Below are 22,973 nucleotides of genomic sequence, written 5' to 3'. Positions count from 1 at the left end.
TTTCAATTCATTCCATATTAAGCTTATTCAGCAGGCTTCTCTGGAATCAGGCTATTATACAAATTCATGTATTCCTGAGCAGATTTATGCCAGCTAAAGTCACTAGCAATAGCATTCTTCACCACCTGCTGCCAGATATTAGGATCTCTGAAATCTGCCAAAGCAGTCTTCATGGTAAAGAGCATATCATGGGCGTTGATATTGTTGAAGCTATAGCCATTGCCCTGACCAGTGTACTTATTAAAGGAGGTTACAGTATCCTTCAAGCCGCCAGTAGCCCGGACAATAGGCACAGTGCCATAGCGAAGGGCAATCAGCTGTCCCAAGCCGCAAGGCTCATATACAGATGGCATCAGGAACATGTCTGCACCTGCGTAGATTCTCTGGGCCAGCTCATTGGAGAAGCGAATGTTAGCAGAAACCTTCTGAGGCAAACGCCACTGCAAGCCACGGAACCAATCCTCATACTGCTTGTCACCAGTGCCCAGCAGTACAAACTGGCACTCCTCAGCCTGTAACAGCTCATCCATAACCCGGACAATCAAATCCAAGCCCTTGGCTGCTACCAGACGGGAAACCAAGCCGATCATAGGAATATTTCTATCCACTGGCAGTCCCAGCTGTTCCTGCAGCTTAACCTTGTTCTCATTCTTCATGGCCAAGGTATTAGGCCCGTAGTTGACAAAGAGATTCTTGTCAGTATCTGGGTTGTAAACATCATAGTCAATACCATTAACGATACCAGCTATTTTGTCTCCCCGGGTTCTCAGCAGGCCATCCAGCTGCTCACCAAAATATGGATACTGAATTTCCTGGGCGTAGGTACGACTAACTGTGGCAACCACATCAGCATAGACAATGCCGCCCTTCATGAAGTTAACAGAATCGTTAAACTCCAAATCACCATTGTTGAAATACTTCCAATCCAGGCCCAGTACATCATCCATAACATTCTTGTCAAAGACACCCTGATATTTCAGGTTATGAATGGAGAATACTGTCTTGATATTCTCATATCTTTCATCCCCCTGATGCTCCAGCTTCAGTAGAACATTAACCAGAGCAGCATGCCAGTCATTGGAATTGATTACATCTGGGAAGAAATCCAGCAAAGGCAGAAGGTTTAGTACTGCACGGGAGAAGAAGGAAAATCTTTCCGCGTCGTCGCCATAGCCATAGAGGCCATCCCGCTTGAAATAATCCTCGTTATCTACAAAATAGTAGGTAACTCCATCCTGCTTCAGCATATCTACGCCAGCATATTTGTGACGCCAAGAAACAGGTACAAAAATATGTCCTACATGTGTCATTTTGGCTTTATATTCCTCAGCAATCTTGCTATACTTTGGCAGGATTACTCTGGCATCAACCCCCATCTTTGCCAGCTCTTTCGGCAGGGAACCAGCAACATCTGCCAATCCTCCTGTCTTGATAAATGGAACAGCCTCTGAAGCTACATATAATACCTTCATCATAAACCTTCTTTCTAGTGCCCTTGCACCATACCTATAACCCCTTTTAGTAAAACGCTACTATGCTTATGCCTCTGGCTTTTTCTTAGGCGGACGACCACGACGCTTTGGCTTGGTCTCTCCCTCAGTTGCCTCTGGCACAGCTTTGGCAGCTGTCTTGGCAGTCTTTGCCTTGGCAGTTGTCTTTTTGGCAGTTGTTTTTGCTGTAGTTTTGGTGGCAGTTTTCTTAGCAGCTGGCTTTTTCGCTACTGCCTTTTTCTCTGCTGGCTTCTTCTCCTCAGCAGTCTTTTTAGCTGTGGTCTTTTTAGTCCGAGTTGATTTTTTCTTCTCCTCAGCCTTTGGCTCCACAACCTCTGCCTCTACAATTTCCTGCTTTTCAGATACAGTCTTGCCTTTTAGGGGACGCTCCTTTTTCAACTGAATATATACAGTTGCCAATGGAGGTACTGTTATCTGAATAGAATAGGATTTGTTATTCCAAGGCACATCCTGTGATGGAATATCATTTTCGTTAATAACATTGGAGCCGCCAAATTCAGCAGCATCACTGTTAAATACTTCCTCATAGATACCAGCCTCTGGTACACCAAAGCGGGCACCATGACGAACTGCCGGCGTAAAGTTGGAGATGGCAATGACGAAATCACCATTATCAGCCCGACGAATAAAGGAAATCACGCTGTCCTCGGCATTATCGCAATCAATCCACTCAAAGCCGCCCCAGTCAAAGTCAACCTGCCAGAATTCCTTGTGGTCTACATAGAACTTATTCAGAGCCTTGGAATAGGCCAGCATCTTGGTGTGCATCTCATACTTTTCAGGGAGATGCCAATCAAGGCTGTCATTCCACTTCCACTCAATAAACTGACCAAATTCACCGCCCTGGAACAACAGCTTCTTGCCTGGATGAGCCATCCAATAACCAAAGAAGCCACGGAGGCCCGCAAATTTCTGCCAATAATCACCTGGCATTTTGTTAATCAGGGAGCACTTGCCATGAACTACCTCATCATGGGAAAGAGGCAGCACAAAATTCTCACTAAAGGCATACATCATGGAGAAGGTAATCTTGTCATGATGCCACTTGCGGTAGATTGGATCCAGACTACAATATCTCAGGATATCATTCATCCAGCCCATATTCCACTTGTAGTTAAAGCCCATGCCACCCATATAAACAGGCTTGGAAATATTTGGCCAGGAGGTGGACTCCTCAGCAATCATCAAAGCCTGTGGATACTCTCTAAACACGGTTTCATTCAGCTTGTGGAGGAAATCTATAGCCTCCAGATTGCCGTTGCCGCCATGCTTATTAGGCTGCCACTCGCCATTCTTTCTGCCATAATCCAGATACAGCATATTGGCCACAGCATCAATGCGGAGGCCATCAATATGATACTGTTCCATCCAGAAAATAGCATTGGAAATCAAAAAGCTCTGTACCTCGGTACGGCCATAATCAAAATTGGTGGTACCCCAGCCAGCATTATCTGCTCTCTGAGGATTGTCGGATTCATACAGATTCCGGCCATCAAAATCTCTCAGACCATGATCATCCTTACAAAAATGACCTGGTACCCAGTCCATAATAATACCGATACCTGCCTGATGTGCCTTGTCAATCAAATAACGCAAATCATCAGGAGTACCAAAACGGCTGGTAGCGGCATAGTAGCCAGTAGCCTGATAGCCCCAAGAGCCTTCGAAAGGATGCTCACACAGAGGCATAAACTCTATGTGGGTATAATTCATATCCTTCACATAGTTAACAAGCTGGTCAGCCAATTCCCTATAGGTCAGGGCCTTGCCCTCAGCATTCCGCCGCCAGGAGCCAAGGTGAACCTCATAGGTCAGCATAGGCTGGCCATAGGACTGAGTCCGCTGCTTTTTCTCCTGCCACTCCTGATCCTGCCACTGATAATGATTCATATCAAAGACACGGGAAGCGGTAGCTGGTGGCACCTCGCAATAATACCCATATGGATCAGCTTTCATAATATGAGGGCCGCCATGCTGTGGCATAATAGCATATTTGTAAATATCTCCCTCCTTGATGCCTGGGATAAAGATCTTCCAGATCTCTCCATCCTCAATGCGGGACATTTCATTTACCCTGGTATCCCAATTGTTAAACTCACCAACTACGCTGACAGATTTGGCATTAGGAGCCCATACGCTGAAGCGAACGCCTTGCTGGCCATCCTCCTCGGTGATATGTGCTCCCAACATCTCATAAGCCTTGCAGTTAGTTCCCTGATGGAATAGGAAAGTATCGTACTCTGTGAGTTGTGACAGATTCATTTGTCCATCCCCTCTCTAAAATGGATTGAATTACTCTATATCTACTGGTTCGATGTCCCAAATATCCTCTGCATACTGGGCGATAGTACGGTCAGAGGAGAAAATACCGGAATTTGCGATATTGATAGCGCAGGAACGGAGCCATGCGTTATGATCCTGATAACGGCGAACGATTTCCTCATGAGCTTCAATATAAGCATTGAAGTCCTTCATGATAAAGAATTCATCATTGCTGTTTACCAGATAATCAAAGAGGCTCTGGAAGTTGCCATAGGTGCCATCAGTCATCTGATTCATAACCAGACGCACATTGGCATTGGTGTTGTACTCATCCCATGCACTGTAGCCGCCATGATCGTAAAGATCAATAACCTCCTCGGAACGCATACCGAAGATTACGCAGTTTTCATCCCCTACCTGCTCATGAATCTCTACATTAGCACCGTCCATAGTTCCCAAGGTAATAGCACCGTTCATCATGAACTTCATGTTACCAGTACCGGAAGCCTCCTTGGAAGCTGTGGAAATCTGCTCGCTGACATCGGCTGCAGGATATACCTTTTCACCCAGAGATACCCCGAAGTTCTCCAGGAAGACAACCTTAATCTTGCCATCAATGCTTGGATCTGTATTAATCTTGTTAGCTACAGCCAGAATCAGGCGAATAGTCTCCTTGGCTACAAAATAACCAGGAGCAGCCTTGCCGCCAAAGAAATATACAACTGGTACAGGCATCTTGTACTCGGGATCGTTCTTCAGACGATCATACTGATACATAATATGCATGATATTCATCAGCTGACGCTTGTAGGAATGAATACGCTTTACCTGTACATCAAAGATAGAATCAATCTTGATGCGTACCTTGTTGTGAGACCATACATACTGAGCAAGAGCACGCTTTCTAGCACGCTTTACCTTGTCAAGCTTCTTCAGGAAGGCTGAATCATTTACATACTGATTCAGCTGCTTCATCATGCGGGTGTCCCCTCTCCACTGACGAGTCAGCTTGTCATCAATAACATGAGCCAGGGCATTGTTAGCACTAATGAGCCAACGACGATGGGTAATACCATTAGTCTTGTTATTGAACTTATCTGGATAGTACTGATAGAAATACTTCAGAGTGCTTTCCTTCAGAATATTGGTGTGCAGTCTTGCTACGCCGTTAACGCTAAAGGAGCCAACTACAGCCAGACGAGCCATATGAACCTGGCCATCCTGAATAATGGACAGCTCATGAATCAGATTCTCATCCCCTGGATACTTGGAACGAACCTCATAGAGGAAGCGACGGTTAATCTCGTCAATAATCATGTAGATACGTGGCAGCAGATTCTTGAACAGATCTCTATCCCACTTCTCCAAAGCCTCTGGCAAAATGGTGTGGTTGGTGTAGGCTATAGTGTGGCTGGTAATATCCCAAGCTACATCCCAATCCAGACCATAATCATCAATAAATACCCGCATCAGCTCAGCTACTGCTACTGCTGGATGGGTATCGTTAATCTGGATGCATACTTTGTCTGCAAAGGTGCTAACATCATCATGGGTACGCATGAAATGACGTACAATGCTCTGTACACCAGCAGATACAAAGAAGTACTCCTGAACCAGACGGAGGCGCTTGCCCTCATCGGTGCTATCATTTGGATACAGGAACTCAGTAATCTTATTTACCTTGTTGCGGTATTCCTGACGTTCCTTAATCTCATCATTGGTAAGACTTGCATAATCGGAGAAATCCTGATTTGCCTCAGCATTCCAAAGACGCAAGGTATTTACAGTGCGGTTCTTATAGCCAATAACAGGTACATCATAAGGCACTGCAGTTACCTCAGTGTAATCATCGTGAACAGCACTGGAGGAACCATCATCGTTAATATGCATATAAGCCTTGCCGCCAAAACGAACCTTTACAGCCTTGTTAGGCTTACGGAACTCCCAGGCAAAGCCATTGCGCAGCCAGTTATCTGGAATCTCAACCTGCTGGCCATTAACAACCTTCTGCTCAAAAAGGCCATACTGATAGCGGATACCGCAGCCATGAGCAGCCAGGCCCAGAGAAGCCATGGAATCAATGAAGCAGGCTGCCAAACGGCCCAAACCGCCATTACCCAGACCTGCATCTGGCTCTTCCTCATAAAGGTCATGAATATCCAAATCCAAATCCTGCAGCATTGCTTTCAGGGCATTCTTCAAATCCAAATTAATCATATTGGTATTCAAAAGACGTCCCAGCAGGAACTCGATGGAGAAATAATAAACCTGCTTCTCATCGTTTTCCTGATACTGCTTGTTAGTTTTAATCCAATTTTCAGAAGTATACTGCTTTACGACCTGTGCCAAGGTCTCATAAAGTTCATGTTCGCTGAGGTCAGAAAGCTCACGGCCATAATTTATCTGGGCTGTGGTAACAAAACGCTGCTTCAGCTCTTCTTTCATGGTATCAATGTCTCGCTCAATTACTGACATAAATTCAACTCCTATCCTCTAATGGAATAACTATAGTCCTGATGTGTGTGCATCTAACTCTATAGCATTCCCTACAACGGTGGAAAAATGTAATAAAAAACTATGAATAAAATATAATGACACCGCTTGTATTATACCATATTTTTTCGATTTGTCCATTTTCCTTAGCCGTTGATGTAAAAAACCGCTGCAAAAGCATGGTATTTTTGTCTACTACACTTCTGCAGCGGCCCTATTTATACAGGTTTTGCAGAAAAATAATTTTTCCTGTGCCTCCCTGCACACTATTTTGCCATAATTAGATTGTGGTATTCTTGGCAACAATTAGAGGATAATTATCCGCACCTTTCAGCCACTGATCCTTGCTAACGGTAACATTTTTGTCACAGATAACATTGCGAAGCATTGCATTGTCCTCAATAACGCATCTTTCCATGATGATGCAATCCTTAATCTTGACTCCTTCGCCAATCTTTACATCCCGGAAGATAATACTGTTCTCCACCTCGCCACGAATTTCGCAGCCATTAGCCACCAGACAATTTACCACTCTGGAGGTATCCTTGTACTGTACTGGTGCTGCATCCTTGGTTTTGGTGTGAATCAAATTATCACCCATAAATACCTCGCTCCAAATCTCTGGATTGAGGAAATCCTTGTTGGCATTGAAGTAAGCCATAGTGGAATTAATCCGGGATACATAGCCCTTGTGCTCATAGCCAAAGATGCTATATTCCTCCATGTGACGGATAATACCATCCAGCAGGAAGTCAGTGCCGCCACGCTCAAAGCCATTGGACACAACCTTTACGAAAGTATCCTTGGACATGAGATATACACCCAGGAAGTCATTCATGCCGGCAGTAACAGTGAGAGACTTGGCAATATCAGTTACCCGCCCATTTTCTGTTACCTTCATGACAGCAGCATTACCAGAAATATCATCCTGGGCCTTGGAATAAACCATAGTTATATCCGCGCCGGTATTCTGATGGAAAAGCAATACAGAGCGGAAGTCCATATTGTACACACAGTCTGCCTGAGCAATGAGAATGTACTCAGCTGCATTGTGCTGAATATAATCCAGATTGCTATACAGTCCCTGCAGATCTCCAGTAGCAGGCTTGCCATCATAAGGATCTGATGGCAGATAGGAAAGACCTCCACGATGGCGGGCCAAATCCCAATCCTTACCAGAACGCAAATGGTCAAAAATGGATCTGGCATTGGCAGACAAAAGCACGCCTACATCGCCAATACCGGAATTCACCATATTGGAAACAGCAAAATCAATAACCCGATAACGTCCTGCAATTGGCAGAGACGCAACAGGACGATGCTCACACAGCTCCTTCAGCATGGAGTTGGCACCATCCAGCTTTATAATACCCATCATATTACTCAAAACGATCACTCCGTTCTTATTGTTGTCATTAGTCTGACCAATAGTCAGCTCAGCTTACCTGTTCCCCTTCATCAGTGGCCTCTACTACCTCTCCCTCTGGGACTACGGCAATAGCTCCCGCCTCGCCGGTTACAACTGCACCGGCAGAAATAACACAGTTCTGGGCAACAATGGCATGATCAATAACAGCATTTTCTTCAATCTTGGTAAATGGCATGATGACGGAATTAGTAACCTTGGCACCCTTGCCAATCTTTACCCCCGAAAAGAGGACAGAGTGATCCACTTCGCCAAAAATCACGGAACCTTCATTCAGCATGGAATTGTGCACCCGTGCCTCATTGCCAATATAATGTGGTGGCAGAGATGGATTGGAGGAATAAATAGTCCAGGGGCTATTGAAGGAGAATGGCGGCTCATCAGCTAAGAGATCCATATTGGCCTGCCACAGACTCTCAATAGTTCCTACATCCTTCCAATACCCCTCAAAGGCATAGGAATACAAACGGGCATTGTCATTCAGCATGGCAGGAATAATATTCTTGCCGAAGTCATGACTGGAATTTTCATCCGCAGCATCTGCCATCAGATAACGGCTCAGGAGCTCACGGTTGAAAATATAGATACCCATAGAAGCCAGATTGCTCTTTGGCTTGGCCGGCTTTTCCTCAAATTCAATAATCCGGCCATCCACAGCATCAGTATTCATAATACCAAAGCGTGGTGCCTCATCCCAAGGTACTTCAAATACACCAATGGTAGCATCTGCCTTGTTGGCACGATGTACATCCAGCATCTTGGAATAATCCATAGTATATATGTGGTCACCTGACAGAATCAATACATACTCTGGATCCATCATGTCAATGAAATTCAGATTCTGATAAATAGCATCTGCTGTGCCCTTGTACCAATCTGCACCCTTGTCCCTGGCATATGGTGGCAGAATAAACACACCGCCGGTGGATTTATCCAAATCCCAGGCATTACCTGTCCCCAAATAGGTATGCAGCTCCAATGGACGGTACTGTGTTAATACACCTACCTTGTCAATGCCAGAGTTGGCACAGTTGGACAACGGAAAATCAATAATTCTGTATTTGCCGCCAAAAGGTACGGCTGGTTTTGCAATATTCTTGGTCAAGGCACCCAGACGACTTCCCTGGCCACCTGCAAGAATCATTGCCAAACACTTTGTTTTACTCATAAAACATCACCCCTGTATCCTTTTCAATAACCTTTTTCCTGCCATGCTGTCCATCGCAGCAGCCCGATTATGCAACACATCTAATGTTCTCTATAACCAAGGCAGGATTGCAAAAATAACTGCTGATTATTTACTATTTATATTTCCATACAAAAAGCAAAAATCCTGCTTTTTACCTAAAAAAAACAGGATTTTTATAATATTTTCTCTTTATTGAAATTATGTGAGAATTATTCTTTGACAGATGTTAGAAAAAGGCCATAAAAATGGAACCAATAAACAAGGATATACACAATCCCCACAGCAAGGAAACCAGAAAACGAAATCTTTGACCAGCTATTTTGGCCAGAACATTCTGCAGCTCATAACAAAAGAAAGCAAAAATCAAAAAGCACAGGGGCACATCCTCAGATTGCAGGGCAAAAATCAGCATGGCCAAGCACAAAACCAGGGAAGCCTTCTCACCGGCAGTAAAGAGCTGCAGCTTCTTTCCCTTCTTTTCCTCCCAGGGCTTTCCACCTCTAAATGTACTCACAATCTGCCTCCTTATTTAATGTCCTGCAGCTTCCAATAGCCATCCCCGGCCAGAACCAGCTGCTTATCATGGCAATTCAACAGGCTGGAGCGATGTCCCACACTGACTACAGCCATCTGTGGCAGCAGCTGGTGAAGAATCTCATAGGCCTGTGCTTCTCTTGGTTCATCTAGGGCCGATGTGGATTCATCCAAAAAGACAATATCCGGTCGCAGGAGCAAAATGCGAATAAATGCCAGCCTCTGTTGCTCACCCAGGGACAAAATCCGGCTCCAATCATCTACTGCATCCAGCTGGCCTGCCAGGTTCTGCAACCCAAATCGCTCCAACAAACCAGTCAAATTATCATCAGTATTTTCCGGCACAGGCTGAGGATAATAAATAGCCCGCCGAAGACTGCCTAGCGGCAAATAAGGCCTTTGAGGCAGGAACATGGTACGCCACCCTGTAGGCAAGGATATTTCCCCTGTGCCATAGGGCCAGATGCCTGCTATAGCTCTAAGCAGGGTACTTTTGCCTGCTCCAGAACCGCCGCTAATCAACAGTCTCTTCCCTGCCGGCACAGCAATGGATAGCTTTTCTGCCAACTGCCGACCATCTGGCAGAGCTATATCCATCTGCCAAAGCTGCAGGGCATTGCTAGTATTTTTGGTAAAGTCAAAGGATGGGGCCAAAGCCTCTGCCTCCTCCATATGACCGGCAAAGCCTCCCAAACGGCGAATAACGGCTACATACTGAGCAATGCTATCGTAGCTTTCCACAAAATAGCTTAGGGCATCCTGGACCCGGCCAAAGGCGCTAATGGTCTGCATAAAGCCACCTAGCTGCATAGTGCCATTAAAATACTGAGGAGCACACATAAGCACCGGGACAATAATGGCAATCTGAGCATAGCCATTCACATAAAAATTCAACAGCTTGGTACGCTTCATCAGCCCCCAGAAATTGCCAATAACCAAGGCAAATCGCTCTCGAAAATTTTGCAGTTCAGGCTTTTCGCCCCCATAAAAGGCCACACTCTCACTATTTTCCCTAACCCGAACCATGCTGAAACGAAAATCCGCCTCAAATCTCTGCTGATCATAATTCAAACGAATCAGTTTCCGGCCCACCTTATGAGCCAGCCAGGTACCTACAACAGAATAAATCAAGGTAACAAAAACCATATACCCTGGCACAGAAAGCACAGTATCTCCCAGAGGGATATCCAGAGAACCTGATAGATTCCACAGAATAACTACAAAGGCTACCAAGGAGGTTGCCTGTTTTAGAACTCCCACAAACAAACCCAGGGTTAAATTCACAAAAGAATTAACATCATCGGCTATACGCTGATCTGGATTATCCATATCGTCCTGACCAGCTACCTGCAAACGATAATAGGTTTGATGCCCCAGCCATCTGTCCAGATATTTGTCTGTCATCCACTTACGCCATTTGATTTCCAAAATCTGTCTTACATAAACAGCATAGACAGCAAAAATAATGTGCAAAAAAGCAAAACCTGCAAATTGACCAATTAAGGGCCAAAAGGACTCAAAGGCCCGCTGCTGTAGGGCATTATAAAAATCATTATTCCAGCCATTCAACAGCACCAGCATATATACCTGCCCCAAGGTAAGGGCAATAACCCCTGCCAGCAAGCCTCTAGCCTTCCATTTTTCCTGAGAATGCCAATAGGAACTCATCAGGCGCCAAGCCATTTGATACAATTTTTTATCCTTCAAAATACTTCCAGCCTCCCATCGCAAAGCCTCTCTGATGAACGTGCCTTATATCCCCATGCCTAAAATCATGAGCTTTACGGCACACTTGATAAACATTGCAAAATTTACCATCTGCAAGATAGCAAAATATCTATAGTCTTATAGCCCAATAAATGATAGAATATACTACAACACATTAAAGTATTTTTTCTGAAAAAAAGGAGCATATTATGGCTATCGTATTTATAGCGGCCGTACTGATATGTCTTTTGCTATTATTAGTATTATACCGCAATCTTCCCAATAAAAAAGTTTTTTATGGATTTTGTCTGGTATTGGCCCTGACCATTGGCGCCATTGGCCAAGCCCTGCTGTTTCAACCTAAGGCAGAGCCACCTAGCGAAATAGCCCTGCGCCGCATTGCCGCCCAGCAGCAAATATTTGATGATTGGTACACCAGCTACAAAAAACAGCTGGACACCCTGGACTACAACTGGGCCCAAGGCCAGAAAATTGTCAATGACTATCACAATGACAATATCAGCCTTAATACGGCCTATACCCGCCTAAACCTTTTGGAGCATCAGGCTCAGGTTACTAACCAGGAGCTAAGCAAGCTGGCCCCACCTATCAGTCTGGATGATACCAACTATGATTTGGCCGCCAGCATTCTGAACAAAACCATTGCCTACAGCGAAAAGCAGCTGACAGCTATTACAGCCCTTAAGGCCAATGCCAATCCTGCTAACCTAAGTACAGACAACCACCAGGAGGAAAGCCGGATTTTGCAGGAAACCATGCTGCGCAATGGCCCAGACGCCTTGTTTACAGCAGCCGAAACCAATAGCCTGCGCCAAAATCTAACCTTACCGGAGAATTAATTATGCATATCTACAAGACAACAGCCGAAAATGGCACTGCCAGCTACGAAATTCAAAAATCCCGCTTTATTGCCTATACCAGCCATGTGGAAACCGAGGCTGAGGCCAGGGATTTTGTAGCAGCCATCAAGAAGAAGCATTTTGATGCCCGCCACAACTGCTCCGCCTGGGTGCTGGGAGCAGATAGCAGTCAGCAAAAATCCAACGATGATGGTGAGCCTGGAGGCACTGCCGGCAATCCTATTCTGGAGGCCATCAAGCAGCATGGCCTCACCAATGTGGTAGTAGTAGTAACCAGATATTTTGGAGGCATCAAACTAGGCGCTGGGGGACTGATTCGGGCCTATAGCCACACTGCTTCCCTGGGACTGGAGGCTACTCCTTGCCTTGAGGTAAAGCCCTTTTGCCTTATGGAAGCAGAAATGGACTATAGCCTTCTAGGCACAGTGGAAAATTGGATTCGCAATGAAGAGCTGCGAACCGGGGAAACTGCCTATCTGGATAAGGTAACGGTAAGATTGCTGGTGGAGCCAGCAGATTGTGAGGCTATTAGCACAGAACTAACCAATCTAACAGCAGCCCAATGCAAGATTACCATTCATAAGCCAGAATATATGAGCTTACCTATATAAAAACTAGTTTTAATATTGAACAACACAAAAGACCGTGTTTGAACCATTGTACCAGATGCTTAACACGGTCTTTTTGCTTGCCTATTTATGATATTATAAACAATATCTATATACCATTGTTTTTATCTATATTTTCTCCCAAATCAGGCATTATTTGGCCAGAAGATTTTTGCCGGGAAAAGTGCGGAGAAGATAATCGCTGATGGTTTCTCCAATTAGCTTTTTGCCCAAAACATCTGGATGCAAGCCATCGGTAGTAGCCTCATCCATAAGCAAGCCGTAGCAATCCGTCATACCGCTGGCCACATCCACCGCATATTGCTGAGACATAATCCATTGATTCAACAATACCTGCTGTTCCTTCCAATCTACTGCCGGCGTGGTAATATAGCTCCAGTTAGCAATAAAGTGAGGATTAATGGGGGTAGCAGTAGCATAGACAGGAATAATCCCATGCATACGGCATTTATTGCCTATCTGCTGTAGATAGTAGATAATATCCTGAGCCATAGCACCAGATCGAAAATCATTTACGCCACCCATGATTACCAAAATCTTGGGATGGAAAGGCAGTACATCAGCCTCAAATCTAGCATCCATAGCCGCTACAGTATCACCGCTATAGCCTAGATTCTTGATTGGCACCTGAGAATAGGTTTCCCAATTATACATAACATAGCCCGGGGGAGTGGATACAGCTCCTCCACCGTGGGTAATGCTATCTCCCAGAGCCGCTACCTTTACCGGATTGCTGACCTGAAACCAGCTAGGAGTAGACCATTCGCTAATATGATTGCCTGACTCATTGCGGCTCCGCACCTGCCAATAATACTTCCCTGGCCAGGTATAGCCGGCATCCTCATAGTAGACAGAGCCTTCCGTACTCAGCTCTCTAATAACCACAGGCTTGCCATTTTCCTCCCGATATACCCTGATATCATAGTATTTGCCATCCTTGGCAGGAACCCAGGAGAATACTGGATACAGGGGAGCGTAGGCCATGGACTCAAACTCTGTGGTAGGCTTGGGGGCTTTAGGATTCAGCTCCTGATCCACCAGAGGCTGCAAATCACTGTACAACTTGATATATTTGCCACTGGCATCCAAAGGACACACCTTCCAGTAGTAGTCCTTGGCTGTGCGCATAACAGAGGTATCCAGCTCATAACCGTTGGTAAAAATCCCTCTCTTGACGGATACCACATTCTCCGGCAGATTTTTGTTGGCCCGCATAATAGCCACCTGATAGCTGACAGCACCAGGTACTGGCTCCCAAGAGAGGCGGACGGTTTTGAGATAGTCCGTAATATACTTCCTAACCTTTGTATCAGTCCTAGAGGCAGACTCCACCACATCCACAGTTTTGTCCTCACTGCCCTGCTGATTACCAGGCCGGGTAATATCACTAATTACTGTTCTCTGACCATTGTGAGCTGTAGCAGCCGGCATAGCTGATGCCACAGTGGCAGATAGGACTGAGGACAAGCAAAGGCCTGCTGTCAAAGCCCAATATTTTGCTTTATGCAAGGAAATCACTCCTATAATCTAAACTAAAAGAATTGTCTTTTGTGCCTTGGCAAAAAAAGGGATGTGCCAGGCACACCCCTTCATCATAACATATTTAGGCCTTATTTTCCATAGCCGCATCCTCATCATCCAATTTGATATTGGTGATGATACGGCCCAGACGTGTACCAGAAACGAAATTCCAGAACCATTTGGTACCTACAGTAATATCTGCATGGGCACCCTCCAAGCGGAGCAAATGCAGGAACATCCAGATCAGCCATGCCACGAAGCCGCCAATCTGCACAAAGCCCCAATTTACAACAGCCTGGCAACGGCCGATAGTGGCCATAGCGCCATGATCTACGTACTTGAAGTTATGGAGCTGAGTCTCACCCTTGCACAGATGGATGATATTGTCAGCAGCCAGCCAAGCCTCCTGCATAGCAACAGGAGCTACAGTAGCCAATGGTCTGCCATCCTGCAGGAAATGAGCATTGTCGCCAATAGCAAAAATCTCTGGATACCCAGGTACCTGCAAGGTTGGACCAACAATAACACGTCCAGCACGGTCACATTCTGCTCCAATGGTGGAAGCCAGCTTGTGAGCCTTGACACCAGCACCCCAGATAACAGTACGGCTAGGAATAAAGGTGCCGTCCTTCAGGAACAGGCCATTCTCGTTGCAGTCTGCCACCTGAGTGTTCAACATAACCTGTACGCCCTTTTTCTCCAGCACATTAATGGTGTGCTGACGAAGATGTGGAGGCATCATTGGCAGAACCTTATCAGTGGCCTCAATCAGGCGAATGCTAACCTCGTCAAAGTTCAGATTTGGATATTCCTTCTTCTGAACAGCAACCAGCTCTGCAATAGCACCAGCTTCCTCAACACCGGTAGGGCCGCCGCCTACGCAGATGAAGCTCAGCATCTTGCGACGCTCCTCCTCGTTATCAATCTGCTTGTTGGCACGCTCAAACATGTGAAGGACATGATTACGAATATGCAAGGCCTCTGGAATAGTCTTCATACCATAGGCGTATTTCTCTACATTGGCCATGCCAAAGAAGTTGTTGGTAGCACCAGCAGCTACAATCAGGTAATCATAGGATACATCCCCATGATTGGTAACAACAACCTTGCGCTTGCCATCAATCTCCAATGCCTTGGCCATGAACAGCTCTACATTATCATAATCGCGGAACATAGCACGGACTGGATAAGAAATATCATCTGTAGACAATACAGATGTGGAAACCTGATACAGCAATGGCTGGAACAGATGATAGTTAGTTCTTTCAATAATAACAATATCAATATCCTGCTTGGCCAGTTTTTTGACAGCAGCAATACCGCCAAAACCTGCACCTACAACAACAACCTTGGGCTTGTTACCCATCTAAACCCCTCCTAAAAACAGCAATGCATTTTTAACAGCGCGTTTCTCAATTCTTCCATAAATTATAGTCATAAATACCAGTTTTGGCAATACCCGCTGGTTATAAAATTATTTTATGATAGTATAATCTAAAGGTTTTCATGTATTCGCTTCTTTAGTAAAATTCATTTATTGAACAGGATATTAATTGGTTTTTCTACATATTATTAAATATTCTTAGAAGCAACAGCTGCTGCAATTGCTGCACCCAAACCGGAGCCATCCTTTAACAGCATTGGGGTAACTGCCCCTGCTTCCTCATCCAGAATCTCATAAAGAGCCTTCTGAACATTTTCCTTGATATGAGGCATATGCTCATAAACAGAGCCATCAATGGCAATATGCTGGTCTGCAATCTTGCCAGAGCCGGACACATGCCAGAGAATACCAGCAAAGCAGGCAGCCACAATACGAGCAGAACGAATGGCAATAGCCTCAGTCAGGTCACGAATATAGGCAGCCTCTCCTGGCTCCAGGGCACCAACCTTGGCACTGATAACCTTGGCTGCATCACTGGCTACAGCAGTAGTGTCTGCCATAATACCAGACATATCAATAGCAGTAAATTCTGGCTTCTCCTGCAGATTCAGCAGATGCTGCACGGTAAGGCTTAACAGCTCACCCATATAGCGGCCGGAAACCATTTTCTCCAAGCGCTGACGGCCTGGTTTCTCAGAGGCCTCATCCAGCTTGTTATCCCACTGGCTAGGAGCCAGCTTGTTGAAACTGCCGGATTCCATATTAATAATGGCGGCAGGTCGGCCTACATCAGCAGTACGCTCCATATAGCAGTTGTTGCTGCCAGTAGCATAGATACAGCCAATCTGAGTATCTGGATACTGATAGCCTGCAGTCAGCAGCTCTGCTACAGTATCATTAATCACAGCAACTACCTTGATATTGCTTAATCCCTTGCGGTCAAAAGCAGCCTGCAGCAAATCATTTACAACCTCACCCTCTACGCCAGGAATAGCAAATTCCTTGGTCCATACCAAGAGGCGGGCATTGTAAATATCAGTCTGCTGAGATGGAAAAGAGAAAGTATGACCAAGATAATAGGTCTTGTTTTCTGCTCCCTCCAGCAGCTCAGCAAACATATCTGCAATAAAGTCAAAAACCTTTTCGGCAGATGCAGAGCCATTAATCAGATTATATTCCTCAGTAACCAATGGCTTGGCTACCATCTTCACAATTTCATACTGGCAATCACCCTTAAGGCTAACCAGCTCAGCCCGCAAATTAGTGCCACCAAAATCCAAAGCCAGGAACTCACCCTTCTCCTGACCAGTAGGCATACCAATATAAGAGCACAGCATTGGCATACTGGACTCACGGCCCTGCAGAGCCAGCTCCATATCAAAGCGCATAGCAGAAGCAACCTCTTTTAGCTGCTCCTTATCCAAGGTCAATTCATCAATAATGCTTTTTAGCTGGGCTTCGTTAATTCTCATGTTTTATCCCCTCTCCGTAAGTGAAAAATGTTTTTGTGGCAGAATTTCGATCAGGTAGCCATCCGGGTCCGCTAAAAAATGTATGCCATGCTGAGGCACCTCCAGCTTGATACAACCTGCCTGTCTATGAGCTTCCAAAGCCTCCTGATAATCATCCACAGCAAAGGCTAGATGAACAGGATTTTCTCCCAGCTGATAGGCATCGGCATGATCTGGGTGATAGTTAAGCTCCAGCTCATGGACTGAGGCTTTTTCATCGCCCAGATAAACCAGGATAGTATCACCAATATGGACACGGCCTTTTTCCTGCATATGAAGAATCTCTGTATAAAACTGCAAAGAATTATGGAGATTTCTTACCTTTAGACAGTTGTGAGCTAACCGATATTCCATAATAGGCCCCCTGATAATCAAATTTCTTCTATTTATTATGCAATATTTTTAGGCTTTTGCCAATAGCCAGAGTGGGTTTGGGAACAAAATTTCATGGAAAATATCAACCTTGGAGCGCCAGATGGCCAACTCTAGCCACCCTCCGCAGCAGCCCTATCATAAATGGTGCTGTTAGGAAGGTAAATACCATACCTGGGAAGGCTGCGGCCACCAAAGCCCAGACACCTTTGCCTAAAACAACGCTTAGAGTCAAACGAGCCACCAGTGTTCCCAAAGGGCCGGCAATAGCCATAACCAGATACTTGTTGCGAGCCTGCCCTGCCAAAAGATAAATTATGCCTACTACGATGCGAAACTGCATGGCAATAGCTACATTAAATAAATTATGGGTGCCTAGAGCAAGACTTATCATACTAGAAAGTATACCTATAATAAGATATCTTTTGAAGCCAAAAACAAAACAGATACCTACAGCCAGAGGAGCTGATATCTGAAATTCCAGACCTGGCAGCAAGCTAGGCAGCTTAATCGCTCCAGCTACAGTCAGCAGGGCTGTTAGCAAACCAATCTGAGTAATCTCAGCAGGGGACATAAAATTCTTTTTCATAATTTTCTCCTTTTTCCTCACAAAATATTTCCCGCACATAGATATATTAAATTCTGTCAGATATATTGTCAACCTATTTTAATTTTGCAGTTGACAATATCGGCAATTTTAGCTATCATGGTAGCTGGAAAGTTATGAATACAATGCCAAAGGAGCCTAAATTATGTCTATATATAGTTTGAAAATGCGAGCCAGCAAGCATACTGGCTCAATTCAGGAACATGTTTCCGGAGCCGAAAAAATTCTGCCCCAGCAGGAACTGCCACAGCAGATGGAGGCTTTGCTTAGCCGAGCCCTTCATCATGCTAAGGGTAAGGCAGATTTCATAAACCTGAAAATTGAAGCAGTTGCCCCGGAAAATCTAAAATATATTGAAGCTCTGCCTGTTTCCACCCATGAAGCAGCAACCCCGGCAGAGGGGCGGCAGTTTATGTGCCAGATTATGACGGAGCTAGGTCTAACCCCAGATAAATGCCAGAAAATACTGGAGCTATTTCAGGCCACCTACGGTATGCGAGGCGCCATGCTGCTGGATGTAGATACTCTGGAGCGATTGGAGCCAGACCAGCAGCGAGGCATTCGTGCTACCTATATGGATAGCATTGCCCCCAAGGGAGAAGCCAAAGCTATTTGCGATGGCAAAAATCATTTTCAGGAAGCCTTGGTTTTGGCCAGCAAGGTACTATCTGCCCCGAATATAATTGGAGAACTGTGTATGTCTGATGATCCGGATTACATAACAGGCTATATTGCCACCCGGGATAAGGGCTATATACGCATTACCAAGTTAAAGAAAATGGGCTGTCCTGACGGAGGTAGAATTTTCCTTTACCGTGGCCCTAAATCCCAAGTAGAGGAATGTATCCGATATTTGCAGGAGCAAAGGGTTTTGGTCAAAAATGTACCATCTAATCCCTATGCCAATAATACCCCAAAGCCAAAATCTACTTCTGACAAGCCTTGGCAGATATTCCAGGATATTTTAGCCCAAAAGAAAAGTCAGCAGCTTTATCGCAATACCAAGGAAATATCCTCAGCTCAGGCTGCTCATATTATCTATCAAGGTCAAAACCAGCTAATGCTGGCTTCCAACGACTATCTTGGCCTTATTGACCATCCAGAAGTAAAAGAAGCCGCCAAGGAGGCTATAAACATATATGGTGTAGGCTCTGGTGGCTCCCGGCTGACTACTGGCACCCTGCCTCTGCACAATCAGCTGGAGACAGCACTGGCCAGCTTTAAGCATACGGAAAAGGCACTAATTTTTAACACAGGCTATATGGCCAATGTAGGTATTATCTCAGCTCTAGGCATCAAGGACAGTATTATCTTTAGTGATGAGCTTAATCACGCCAGTATTATTGATGGCTGTCGTCTTAGCCATGCCAAAACCGTGGTATACAAGCATAACGATATGAAGGATCTGGCAGAAAAATTACAGGAACACGCTGGCTGTCAGGGCTTGATTGTTACTGATGCTGTTTTTAGCATGGGAGGAGATATTGCCCCCCTGCCAGATATTATGGCACTGGCGGAACAATATCATGTACTTACTATGGTAGACGAAGCCCACGCCACCGGCGTGATTGGAGCCACAGGCCGGGGAATTGTGGAGCATTTTGGCCTGAAGCGTCAGCCAGATGTTCTTATGGGCACCCTTTCCAAGGCCTTGGCAGCCGAAGGAGGCTATGTTTGCGGCAGTCAGCTTCTCATTGACTACCTGCGCAACACAGCCAGAAGCTATATTTTCTCCACCAGCCTTTCCCCTGCCGTATTGGCTGCTGCCACCAAAGCACTAGAGCTGTTAGAAAATCACCCTTCTATGGTGCATCAGCTACAGGAAAATACTCGTATATTCTGTAAGACTCTACAGCAGGAAGGCATTGAAGCCCATAGCGATACTGCCATTGTACCTATTGTGCTTCATGATGAGGAATTGGCCCTGCATGCAGCAGAGGAATTAAATAGGCAAAATATCTTCATCTCCCCAATTCGTTATCCTACTGTACCCAAGGGACAGGCCATGCTGCGAGCCGCCCTAATGGCCACCCACACACCAGAAGAGCTCTGTCAAGCCGCCCATACTATTGGACAAACCATATCCAGGCTTACAGATAATTAATATAGTATTATGTACAAAATCCCTGTTAGGAGAATGTCTATCATTGCTAAACATGATAGCATAACTCTTAACAGGGATTTTTTGAATCAGTGCCTATCAAAACGGATTTTTTCTAACCAATTTCGCAATAATTTTCCATAATCCTTCATACGAGCTGACAATTCCACGGCAAATTCCTCATCATAGGTATGAGTTGTCAGATTTATATCCCCTGACATACGCAGGGCCATTTCTGTTTGTTCTGCAGATAATATGCCAATTCGTTGACATTCACGGATAACTCGCCGTGGTGAAGCAGCATCTATACCCTCAAAAACCCGTAAATAATCCTTAGCACATTTCCAGAGTATTTCGTAAGAAAATTCAAATCTCTGTATCATGGCATCTCGCTCTACCTCGGTCCATTCGTCCATCGAAGCTAACTCCTCTAGCTTGGACATCGCCCGTTCTGCCAAAGCCAATCTTTCCTTTAGCTTTTCCACAAAATCCCCTCCTGGTGTATACTCCTTCTCAGACTTTCTGCCGCCATCCCCATGTAAACCACATCAACAATATAGATAATATCTGAATTTTCCAAAGCCTCTCGAAATTCATTAACCTTGTACTCTAAAGCAGAATCTATCTTCACGCCAGATTTGCTCTCTATGGCAATATCCACATCCGAACTTTGTCTAGCCTCTCCTCGAGCCCAAGAACCAAAAAGATATATCCTAACATCATTATCCTGCCAAAAATCCAGCGTGAAATTCTTCAGTTTAATAAGATATTCATTCATATATCCACCTTATGACACCGCTTCTCGTTACCTATTATGCCTATTGAGAAATATCCTGCCAAAACATTCTTTTCTTTACAAGATATACTCTAATCCTATCAAAAATGACATTTTTTTACAAGGTACACTAAAAGATTAGCAATCAAGTTTTATGCCCCTATGCAGATGATATCTTCATCTCTATAGCTGGATTTTGCATCAATTACATGGTAGTGCTAATATCGCTACATATACAAATTTATGAGCGTAATAATTATACCATCATATACAAAATCCCTGTCATCTGTTCCCTAGGCAACTAAAAGGATTCCCTCTATATAAGGGCATTTCCCATATAAAATAAATTTCCATCGAATCTTCCTCTGTATATAAATTTTATATTTATACATGCTTTTATTTTTTTGATGATGTTAAATATTTTCCTTGCAATAAATTTAAAATTAGATTGCAATAATATACAGTTGGATGGATTAATATATAGAAAGGGATTTAAATTGACATGAGACTAAAATTATTTGACAAACGTTATAATCGCAACAAGGATTTTTTGTATTGGCATGTAGATATTTGTACTGATGAACATTTTGTAGAGGATAAACTCCACGATTTTCATTGCCATAAGAAGAATATTGTTAATTGCTTCAAAATCTTCAGTATATGTAACTTCACCATGGATGTGGCCATTGCCAAAAACGACACCTACGAAAACTTTGAAGCAGAATTAAGAAGAAACGTACCAGGCATAACCCATATAACAGCATTACCAATTACCAGAATCATCAAATAATATAGGGAATACAAAATCCCTGTTAGGAGAATATCTATCATTGCTAAGCATGATAGCATAACTCTTAACAGGGATTTTGTATAAAATGTTATATGGGTATCTTAATGAATTAAAAATTTATTTTTCGGTTGATAATCGTTAACAATCATTACCTAATATCACAAGATGAGATTGCCAATCTTCCGGAAAATTAATTGCTGCAACATCAATTATATTTTCATATTCTTCAATCAACTTACACAGGCTTTTATAAAAATCCATCCAACAATCATCTGAAGGTCTCATATACTTCATAGCCAACAAAATTTCATATATTCCGTTGTAATTATTTTTAGGACACTGTTTATCTGCATTCAAAAGCTCTGGTGCAGTATTGATAACTCTATTATAAATTCTAGAACTATGTGCACACATATTACGAAGTATTGTAATAGAATGAATCCATGAAGTGAGCATATCTTTTGCAGGCTTCACTTCATTACCTTTTTTCGAAATATATTTATATCTACTAGCCAAAGTAGCATATGCATGACCTTTACCGGACTTCAAATTCTTTATCAACTTTGACAGTGTGCCAAATGAAACAACTTCAACTATAGCCCATATTGGTATTGCTCCATCATGCTTTCGAAAATGATGTTTCATAAAAACATCATTAGATCGCGATATTTCCGAAGATATTACAGACATATTTTTCCAGTATATTTTTTTATCCTCAAAAATAGAGGAATCATGCACTATCAAGGCATCTTTATATACTAATATTGCATCTACCAAACGACATCGAAGAGCAACCTCTATTTTCTTTATCATATCAAAAATAATAATAGAAAGGCGCTGATCAAATTCATATATCATTAATATATCTTCAAACCAAATTTCATTTCGAAATTTCTTATTGTTGTTATCATAAAAGGGATAAATATATCCCCTCAATCTATAAAATCCTATAGTTTCCAATGCTAATCTAACAGTTTCTAATTTCTTAAATTTCATACCTGCAGTCTTATAGGATTGTATTTGTTCATCAATTGACATAATTTTTTTAGGATATTTATACATAATTTTCTCCAAAAAAAGTCCCACCGGGTTGCGCTTAAATCAGAGGCGTGGTGGGTTCTGTTCTTTAATAAAACAACTTATTATAATATATTTATTTTATCAAATTAACATATCAATGTCAAGCAAATTATAATGATTAATTTCCACCCGAATTGCAATAATAAGTTGAACACCCGGCGAACCTTTATGCAGTAAGTACTGCAAGCATTTCTTCCTCA

The 22,973-nt window shown here is 43.8% G+C and carries 19 protein-coding genes; 4 read left to right on the top strand and 15 right to left on the bottom strand.

Annotation, left to right across the window (positions count from 1 at the left end; all coding sequences use genetic code 11):
• Nucleotides 1–23: 23 nt before the first annotated feature.
• The 7 genes from glgA to I6E26_RS08750 all read right to left on the bottom strand — a co-directional run bounded on the left by glgA (nucleotide 24) and on the right by I6E26_RS08750 (nucleotide 11,098).
• Nucleotides 24–1,472, bottom strand: a complete 1,449-nt coding sequence (gene glgA / locus I6E26_RS08780) for a glycogen synthase GlgA (protein WP_235321515.1) — start codon at nucleotides 1,470–1,472, stop codon at nucleotides 24–26.
• Between the two features lie 66 nt (nucleotides 1,473–1,538).
• Nucleotides 1,539–3,773: a 1,4-alpha-glucan branching protein GlgB gene (glgB, locus tag I6E26_RS08775; protein WP_235321508.1), complete on the bottom strand. Its 2,235-nt coding sequence runs from the start codon at nucleotides 3,771–3,773 to the stop codon at nucleotides 1,539–1,541.
• A 30-nt stretch (nucleotides 3,774–3,803) separates the two neighbouring features.
• Nucleotides 3,804–6,248: a glycogen/starch/alpha-glucan phosphorylase gene (locus I6E26_RS08770; protein ID WP_235321507.1), complete on the bottom strand. Its 2,445-nt coding sequence runs from the start codon at nucleotides 6,246–6,248 to the stop codon at nucleotides 3,804–3,806.
• Nucleotides 6,249–6,546: 298 nt separating this feature from the next.
• Nucleotides 6,547–7,653 (bottom strand): glucose-1-phosphate adenylyltransferase subunit GlgD, encoded by a 1,107-nt coding sequence (gene glgD, locus I6E26_RS08765; RefSeq protein WP_235321506.1) that lies wholly within the window; start codon nucleotides 7,651–7,653, stop codon nucleotides 6,547–6,549.
• 49 nt (nucleotides 7,654–7,702) lie between these two features.
• On the bottom strand, nucleotides 7,703–8,860 hold the full coding sequence (locus I6E26_RS08760; RefSeq protein ID WP_235321505.1) for a glucose-1-phosphate adenylyltransferase: 1,158 nt from the start codon (nucleotides 8,858–8,860) through the stop codon (nucleotides 7,703–7,705).
• A gap of 247 nt (nucleotides 8,861–9,107) precedes the next feature.
• Complete coding sequence (locus I6E26_RS08755; RefSeq protein ID WP_235321504.1) at nucleotides 9,108–9,395, bottom strand: hypothetical protein; 288 nt, start codon at nucleotides 9,393–9,395, stop codon at nucleotides 9,108–9,110.
• 11 nt (nucleotides 9,396–9,406) lie between these two features.
• Nucleotides 9,407–11,098, bottom strand: coding sequence for an ABC transporter ATP-binding protein/permease (locus I6E26_RS08750; protein ID WP_235321514.1), 1,692 nt, complete (start codon nucleotides 11,096–11,098; stop codon nucleotides 9,407–9,409).
• Between the two features lie 233 nt (nucleotides 11,099–11,331).
• On the opposite strand from I6E26_RS08750, the gene I6E26_RS08745 reads away from it, so the two are divergent.
• Together I6E26_RS08745 and I6E26_RS08740 are read left to right on the top strand one after the other, a co-directional pair.
• A complete protein-coding gene (locus tag I6E26_RS08745) occupies nucleotides 11,332–11,982 on the top strand; it encodes a hypothetical protein (RefSeq protein WP_235321503.1) in 651 nt (216 codons plus the stop codon).
• A 2-nt stretch (nucleotides 11,983–11,984) separates the two neighbouring features.
• Nucleotides 11,985–12,614 (top strand): YigZ family protein, encoded by a 630-nt coding sequence (locus I6E26_RS08740; RefSeq protein ID WP_235321502.1) that lies wholly within the window; start codon nucleotides 11,985–11,987, stop codon nucleotides 12,612–12,614.
• A gap of 150 nt (nucleotides 12,615–12,764) precedes the next feature.
• Here I6E26_RS08740 and I6E26_RS08735 read toward each other — a convergent pair whose 3' ends face one another.
• From I6E26_RS08735 to I6E26_RS08715, 5 genes are all read right to left on the bottom strand, one after another.
• Nucleotides 12,765–14,141 (bottom strand): SGNH/GDSL hydrolase family protein, encoded by a 1,377-nt coding sequence (locus I6E26_RS08735; RefSeq protein ID WP_235321501.1) that lies wholly within the window; start codon nucleotides 14,139–14,141, stop codon nucleotides 12,765–12,767.
• Nucleotides 14,142–14,235: 94 nt separating this feature from the next.
• Nucleotides 14,236–15,519 (bottom strand): NAD(P)/FAD-dependent oxidoreductase, encoded by a 1,284-nt coding sequence (locus tag I6E26_RS08730; RefSeq protein WP_235321500.1) that lies wholly within the window; start codon nucleotides 15,517–15,519, stop codon nucleotides 14,236–14,238.
• 206 nt (nucleotides 15,520–15,725) lie between these two features.
• Nucleotides 15,726–17,009 carry a hexokinase gene (locus I6E26_RS08725; RefSeq protein WP_235321499.1) on the bottom strand — a complete coding sequence of 428 codons (1,284 nt, stop codon included), beginning with the start codon at nucleotides 17,007–17,009 and terminating at the stop codon, nucleotides 15,726–15,728.
• 3 nt (nucleotides 17,010–17,012) lie between these two features.
• Nucleotides 17,013–17,402 carry a VOC family protein gene (locus I6E26_RS08720; protein WP_235321498.1) on the bottom strand — a complete coding sequence of 130 codons (390 nt, stop codon included), beginning with the start codon at nucleotides 17,400–17,402 and terminating at the stop codon, nucleotides 17,013–17,015.
• 103 nt (nucleotides 17,403–17,505) lie between these two features.
• Nucleotides 17,506–18,009 (bottom strand): hypothetical protein, encoded by a 504-nt coding sequence (locus I6E26_RS08715; RefSeq protein ID WP_235321497.1) that lies wholly within the window; start codon nucleotides 18,007–18,009, stop codon nucleotides 17,506–17,508.
• Nucleotides 18,010–18,172: 163 nt separating this feature from the next.
• Between I6E26_RS08715 and bioF the strand changes: the two genes are divergently transcribed.
• The gene (gene bioF / locus I6E26_RS08710) at nucleotides 18,173–20,131 is read left to right on the top strand and encodes an 8-amino-7-oxononanoate synthase (RefSeq protein WP_235321496.1); all 1,959 of its coding nucleotides are present in this window, start codon (nucleotides 18,173–18,175) and stop codon (nucleotides 20,129–20,131) included.
• 86 nt (nucleotides 20,132–20,217) lie between these two features.
• On the opposite strand, the gene I6E26_RS08705 is transcribed toward bioF, so the two are convergent.
• Both I6E26_RS08705 and I6E26_RS08700 read right to left on the bottom strand, forming a co-directional pair.
• Nucleotides 20,218–20,613, bottom strand: coding sequence for an HI0074 family nucleotidyltransferase substrate-binding subunit (locus I6E26_RS08705; protein WP_235321494.1), 396 nt, complete (start codon nucleotides 20,611–20,613; stop codon nucleotides 20,218–20,220).
• Nucleotides 20,601–20,906, bottom strand: coding sequence for a nucleotidyltransferase family protein (locus I6E26_RS08700; protein WP_235321492.1), 306 nt, complete (start codon nucleotides 20,904–20,906; stop codon nucleotides 20,601–20,603). Before I6E26_RS08700 ends, I6E26_RS08705 begins: the two co-directional genes overlap by 13 nt.
• A gap of 499 nt (nucleotides 20,907–21,405) precedes the next feature.
• Between I6E26_RS08700 and I6E26_RS08695 the strand changes: the two genes are divergently transcribed.
• The gene (locus tag I6E26_RS08695; protein ID WP_235321490.1) at nucleotides 21,406–21,693 is read left to right on the top strand and encodes a hypothetical protein; all 288 of its coding nucleotides are present in this window, start codon (nucleotides 21,406–21,408) and stop codon (nucleotides 21,691–21,693) included.
• A 138-nt stretch (nucleotides 21,694–21,831) separates the two neighbouring features.
• On the opposite strand, the gene I6E26_RS08690 is transcribed toward I6E26_RS08695, so the two are convergent.
• The gene (locus I6E26_RS08690) at nucleotides 21,832–22,767 is read right to left on the bottom strand and encodes an Abi family protein (protein ID WP_235321484.1); all 936 of its coding nucleotides are present in this window, start codon (nucleotides 22,765–22,767) and stop codon (nucleotides 21,832–21,834) included.
• Nucleotides 22,768–22,973 lie beyond the last annotated feature (206 nt).

It is taken from the genome of Anaerovibrio lipolyticus (genome assembly GCF_021531495.1).
Taxonomy (GTDB): domain Bacteria; phylum Bacillota; class Negativicutes; order Selenomonadales; family Selenomonadaceae; genus Anaerovibrio.
The sequence above is the reverse complement of the archived record's forward strand: the minus strand, read 5'-3'. Positions and strand labels throughout refer to the sequence as shown.

Excerpts from the sequence above, each read along its gene's own strand:
- glgA (WP_235321515.1), bottom strand. The coding sequence starts at position 1,472 with ATGAAGGTATTATATGTAGCTTCAGAGGCTGTTCCATTTATCAAGACA.
- glgB (WP_235321508.1), bottom strand. The coding sequence starts at position 3,773 with ATGAATCTGTCACAACTCACAGAGTACGATACTTTCCTATTCCATCAG.
- I6E26_RS08770 (WP_235321507.1), bottom strand. The coding sequence starts at position 6,248 with ATGTCAGTAATTGAGCGAGACATTGATACCATGAAAGAAGAGCTGAAG.
- I6E26_RS08760 (WP_235321505.1), bottom strand. The coding sequence starts at position 8,860 with ATGAGTAAAACAAAGTGTTTGGCAATGATTCTTGCAGGTGGCCAGGGA.
- I6E26_RS08750 (WP_235321514.1), bottom strand. The coding sequence starts at position 11,098 with ATGGCTTGGCGCCTGATGAGTTCCTATTGGCATTCTCAGGAAAAATGG.
- I6E26_RS08745 (WP_235321503.1), top strand. The coding sequence starts at position 11,332 with ATGGCTATCGTATTTATAGCGGCCGTACTGATATGTCTTTTGCTATTA.
- I6E26_RS08740 (WP_235321502.1), top strand. The coding sequence starts at position 11,985 with ATGCATATCTACAAGACAACAGCCGAAAATGGCACTGCCAGCTACGAA.
- I6E26_RS08730 (WP_235321500.1), bottom strand. The coding sequence starts at position 15,519 with ATGGGTAACAAGCCCAAGGTTGTTGTTGTAGGTGCAGGTTTTGGCGGT.
- I6E26_RS08725 (WP_235321499.1), bottom strand. The coding sequence starts at position 17,009 with ATGAGAATTAACGAAGCCCAGCTAAAAAGCATTATTGATGAATTGACC.
- I6E26_RS08720 (WP_235321498.1), bottom strand. The coding sequence starts at position 17,402 with ATGGAATATCGGTTAGCTCACAACTGTCTAAAGGTAAGAAATCTCCAT.
- I6E26_RS08715 (WP_235321497.1), bottom strand. The coding sequence starts at position 18,009 with ATGAAAAAGAATTTTATGTCCCCTGCTGAGATTACTCAGATTGGTTTG.
- bioF (WP_235321496.1), top strand. The coding sequence starts at position 18,173 with ATGTCTATATATAGTTTGAAAATGCGAGCCAGCAAGCATACTGGCTCA.
- I6E26_RS08700 (WP_235321492.1), bottom strand. The coding sequence starts at position 20,906 with ATGAATGAATATCTTATTAAACTGAAGAATTTCACGCTGGATTTTTGG.
- I6E26_RS08695 (WP_235321490.1), top strand. The coding sequence starts at position 21,406 with ATGAGACTAAAATTATTTGACAAACGTTATAATCGCAACAAGGATTTT.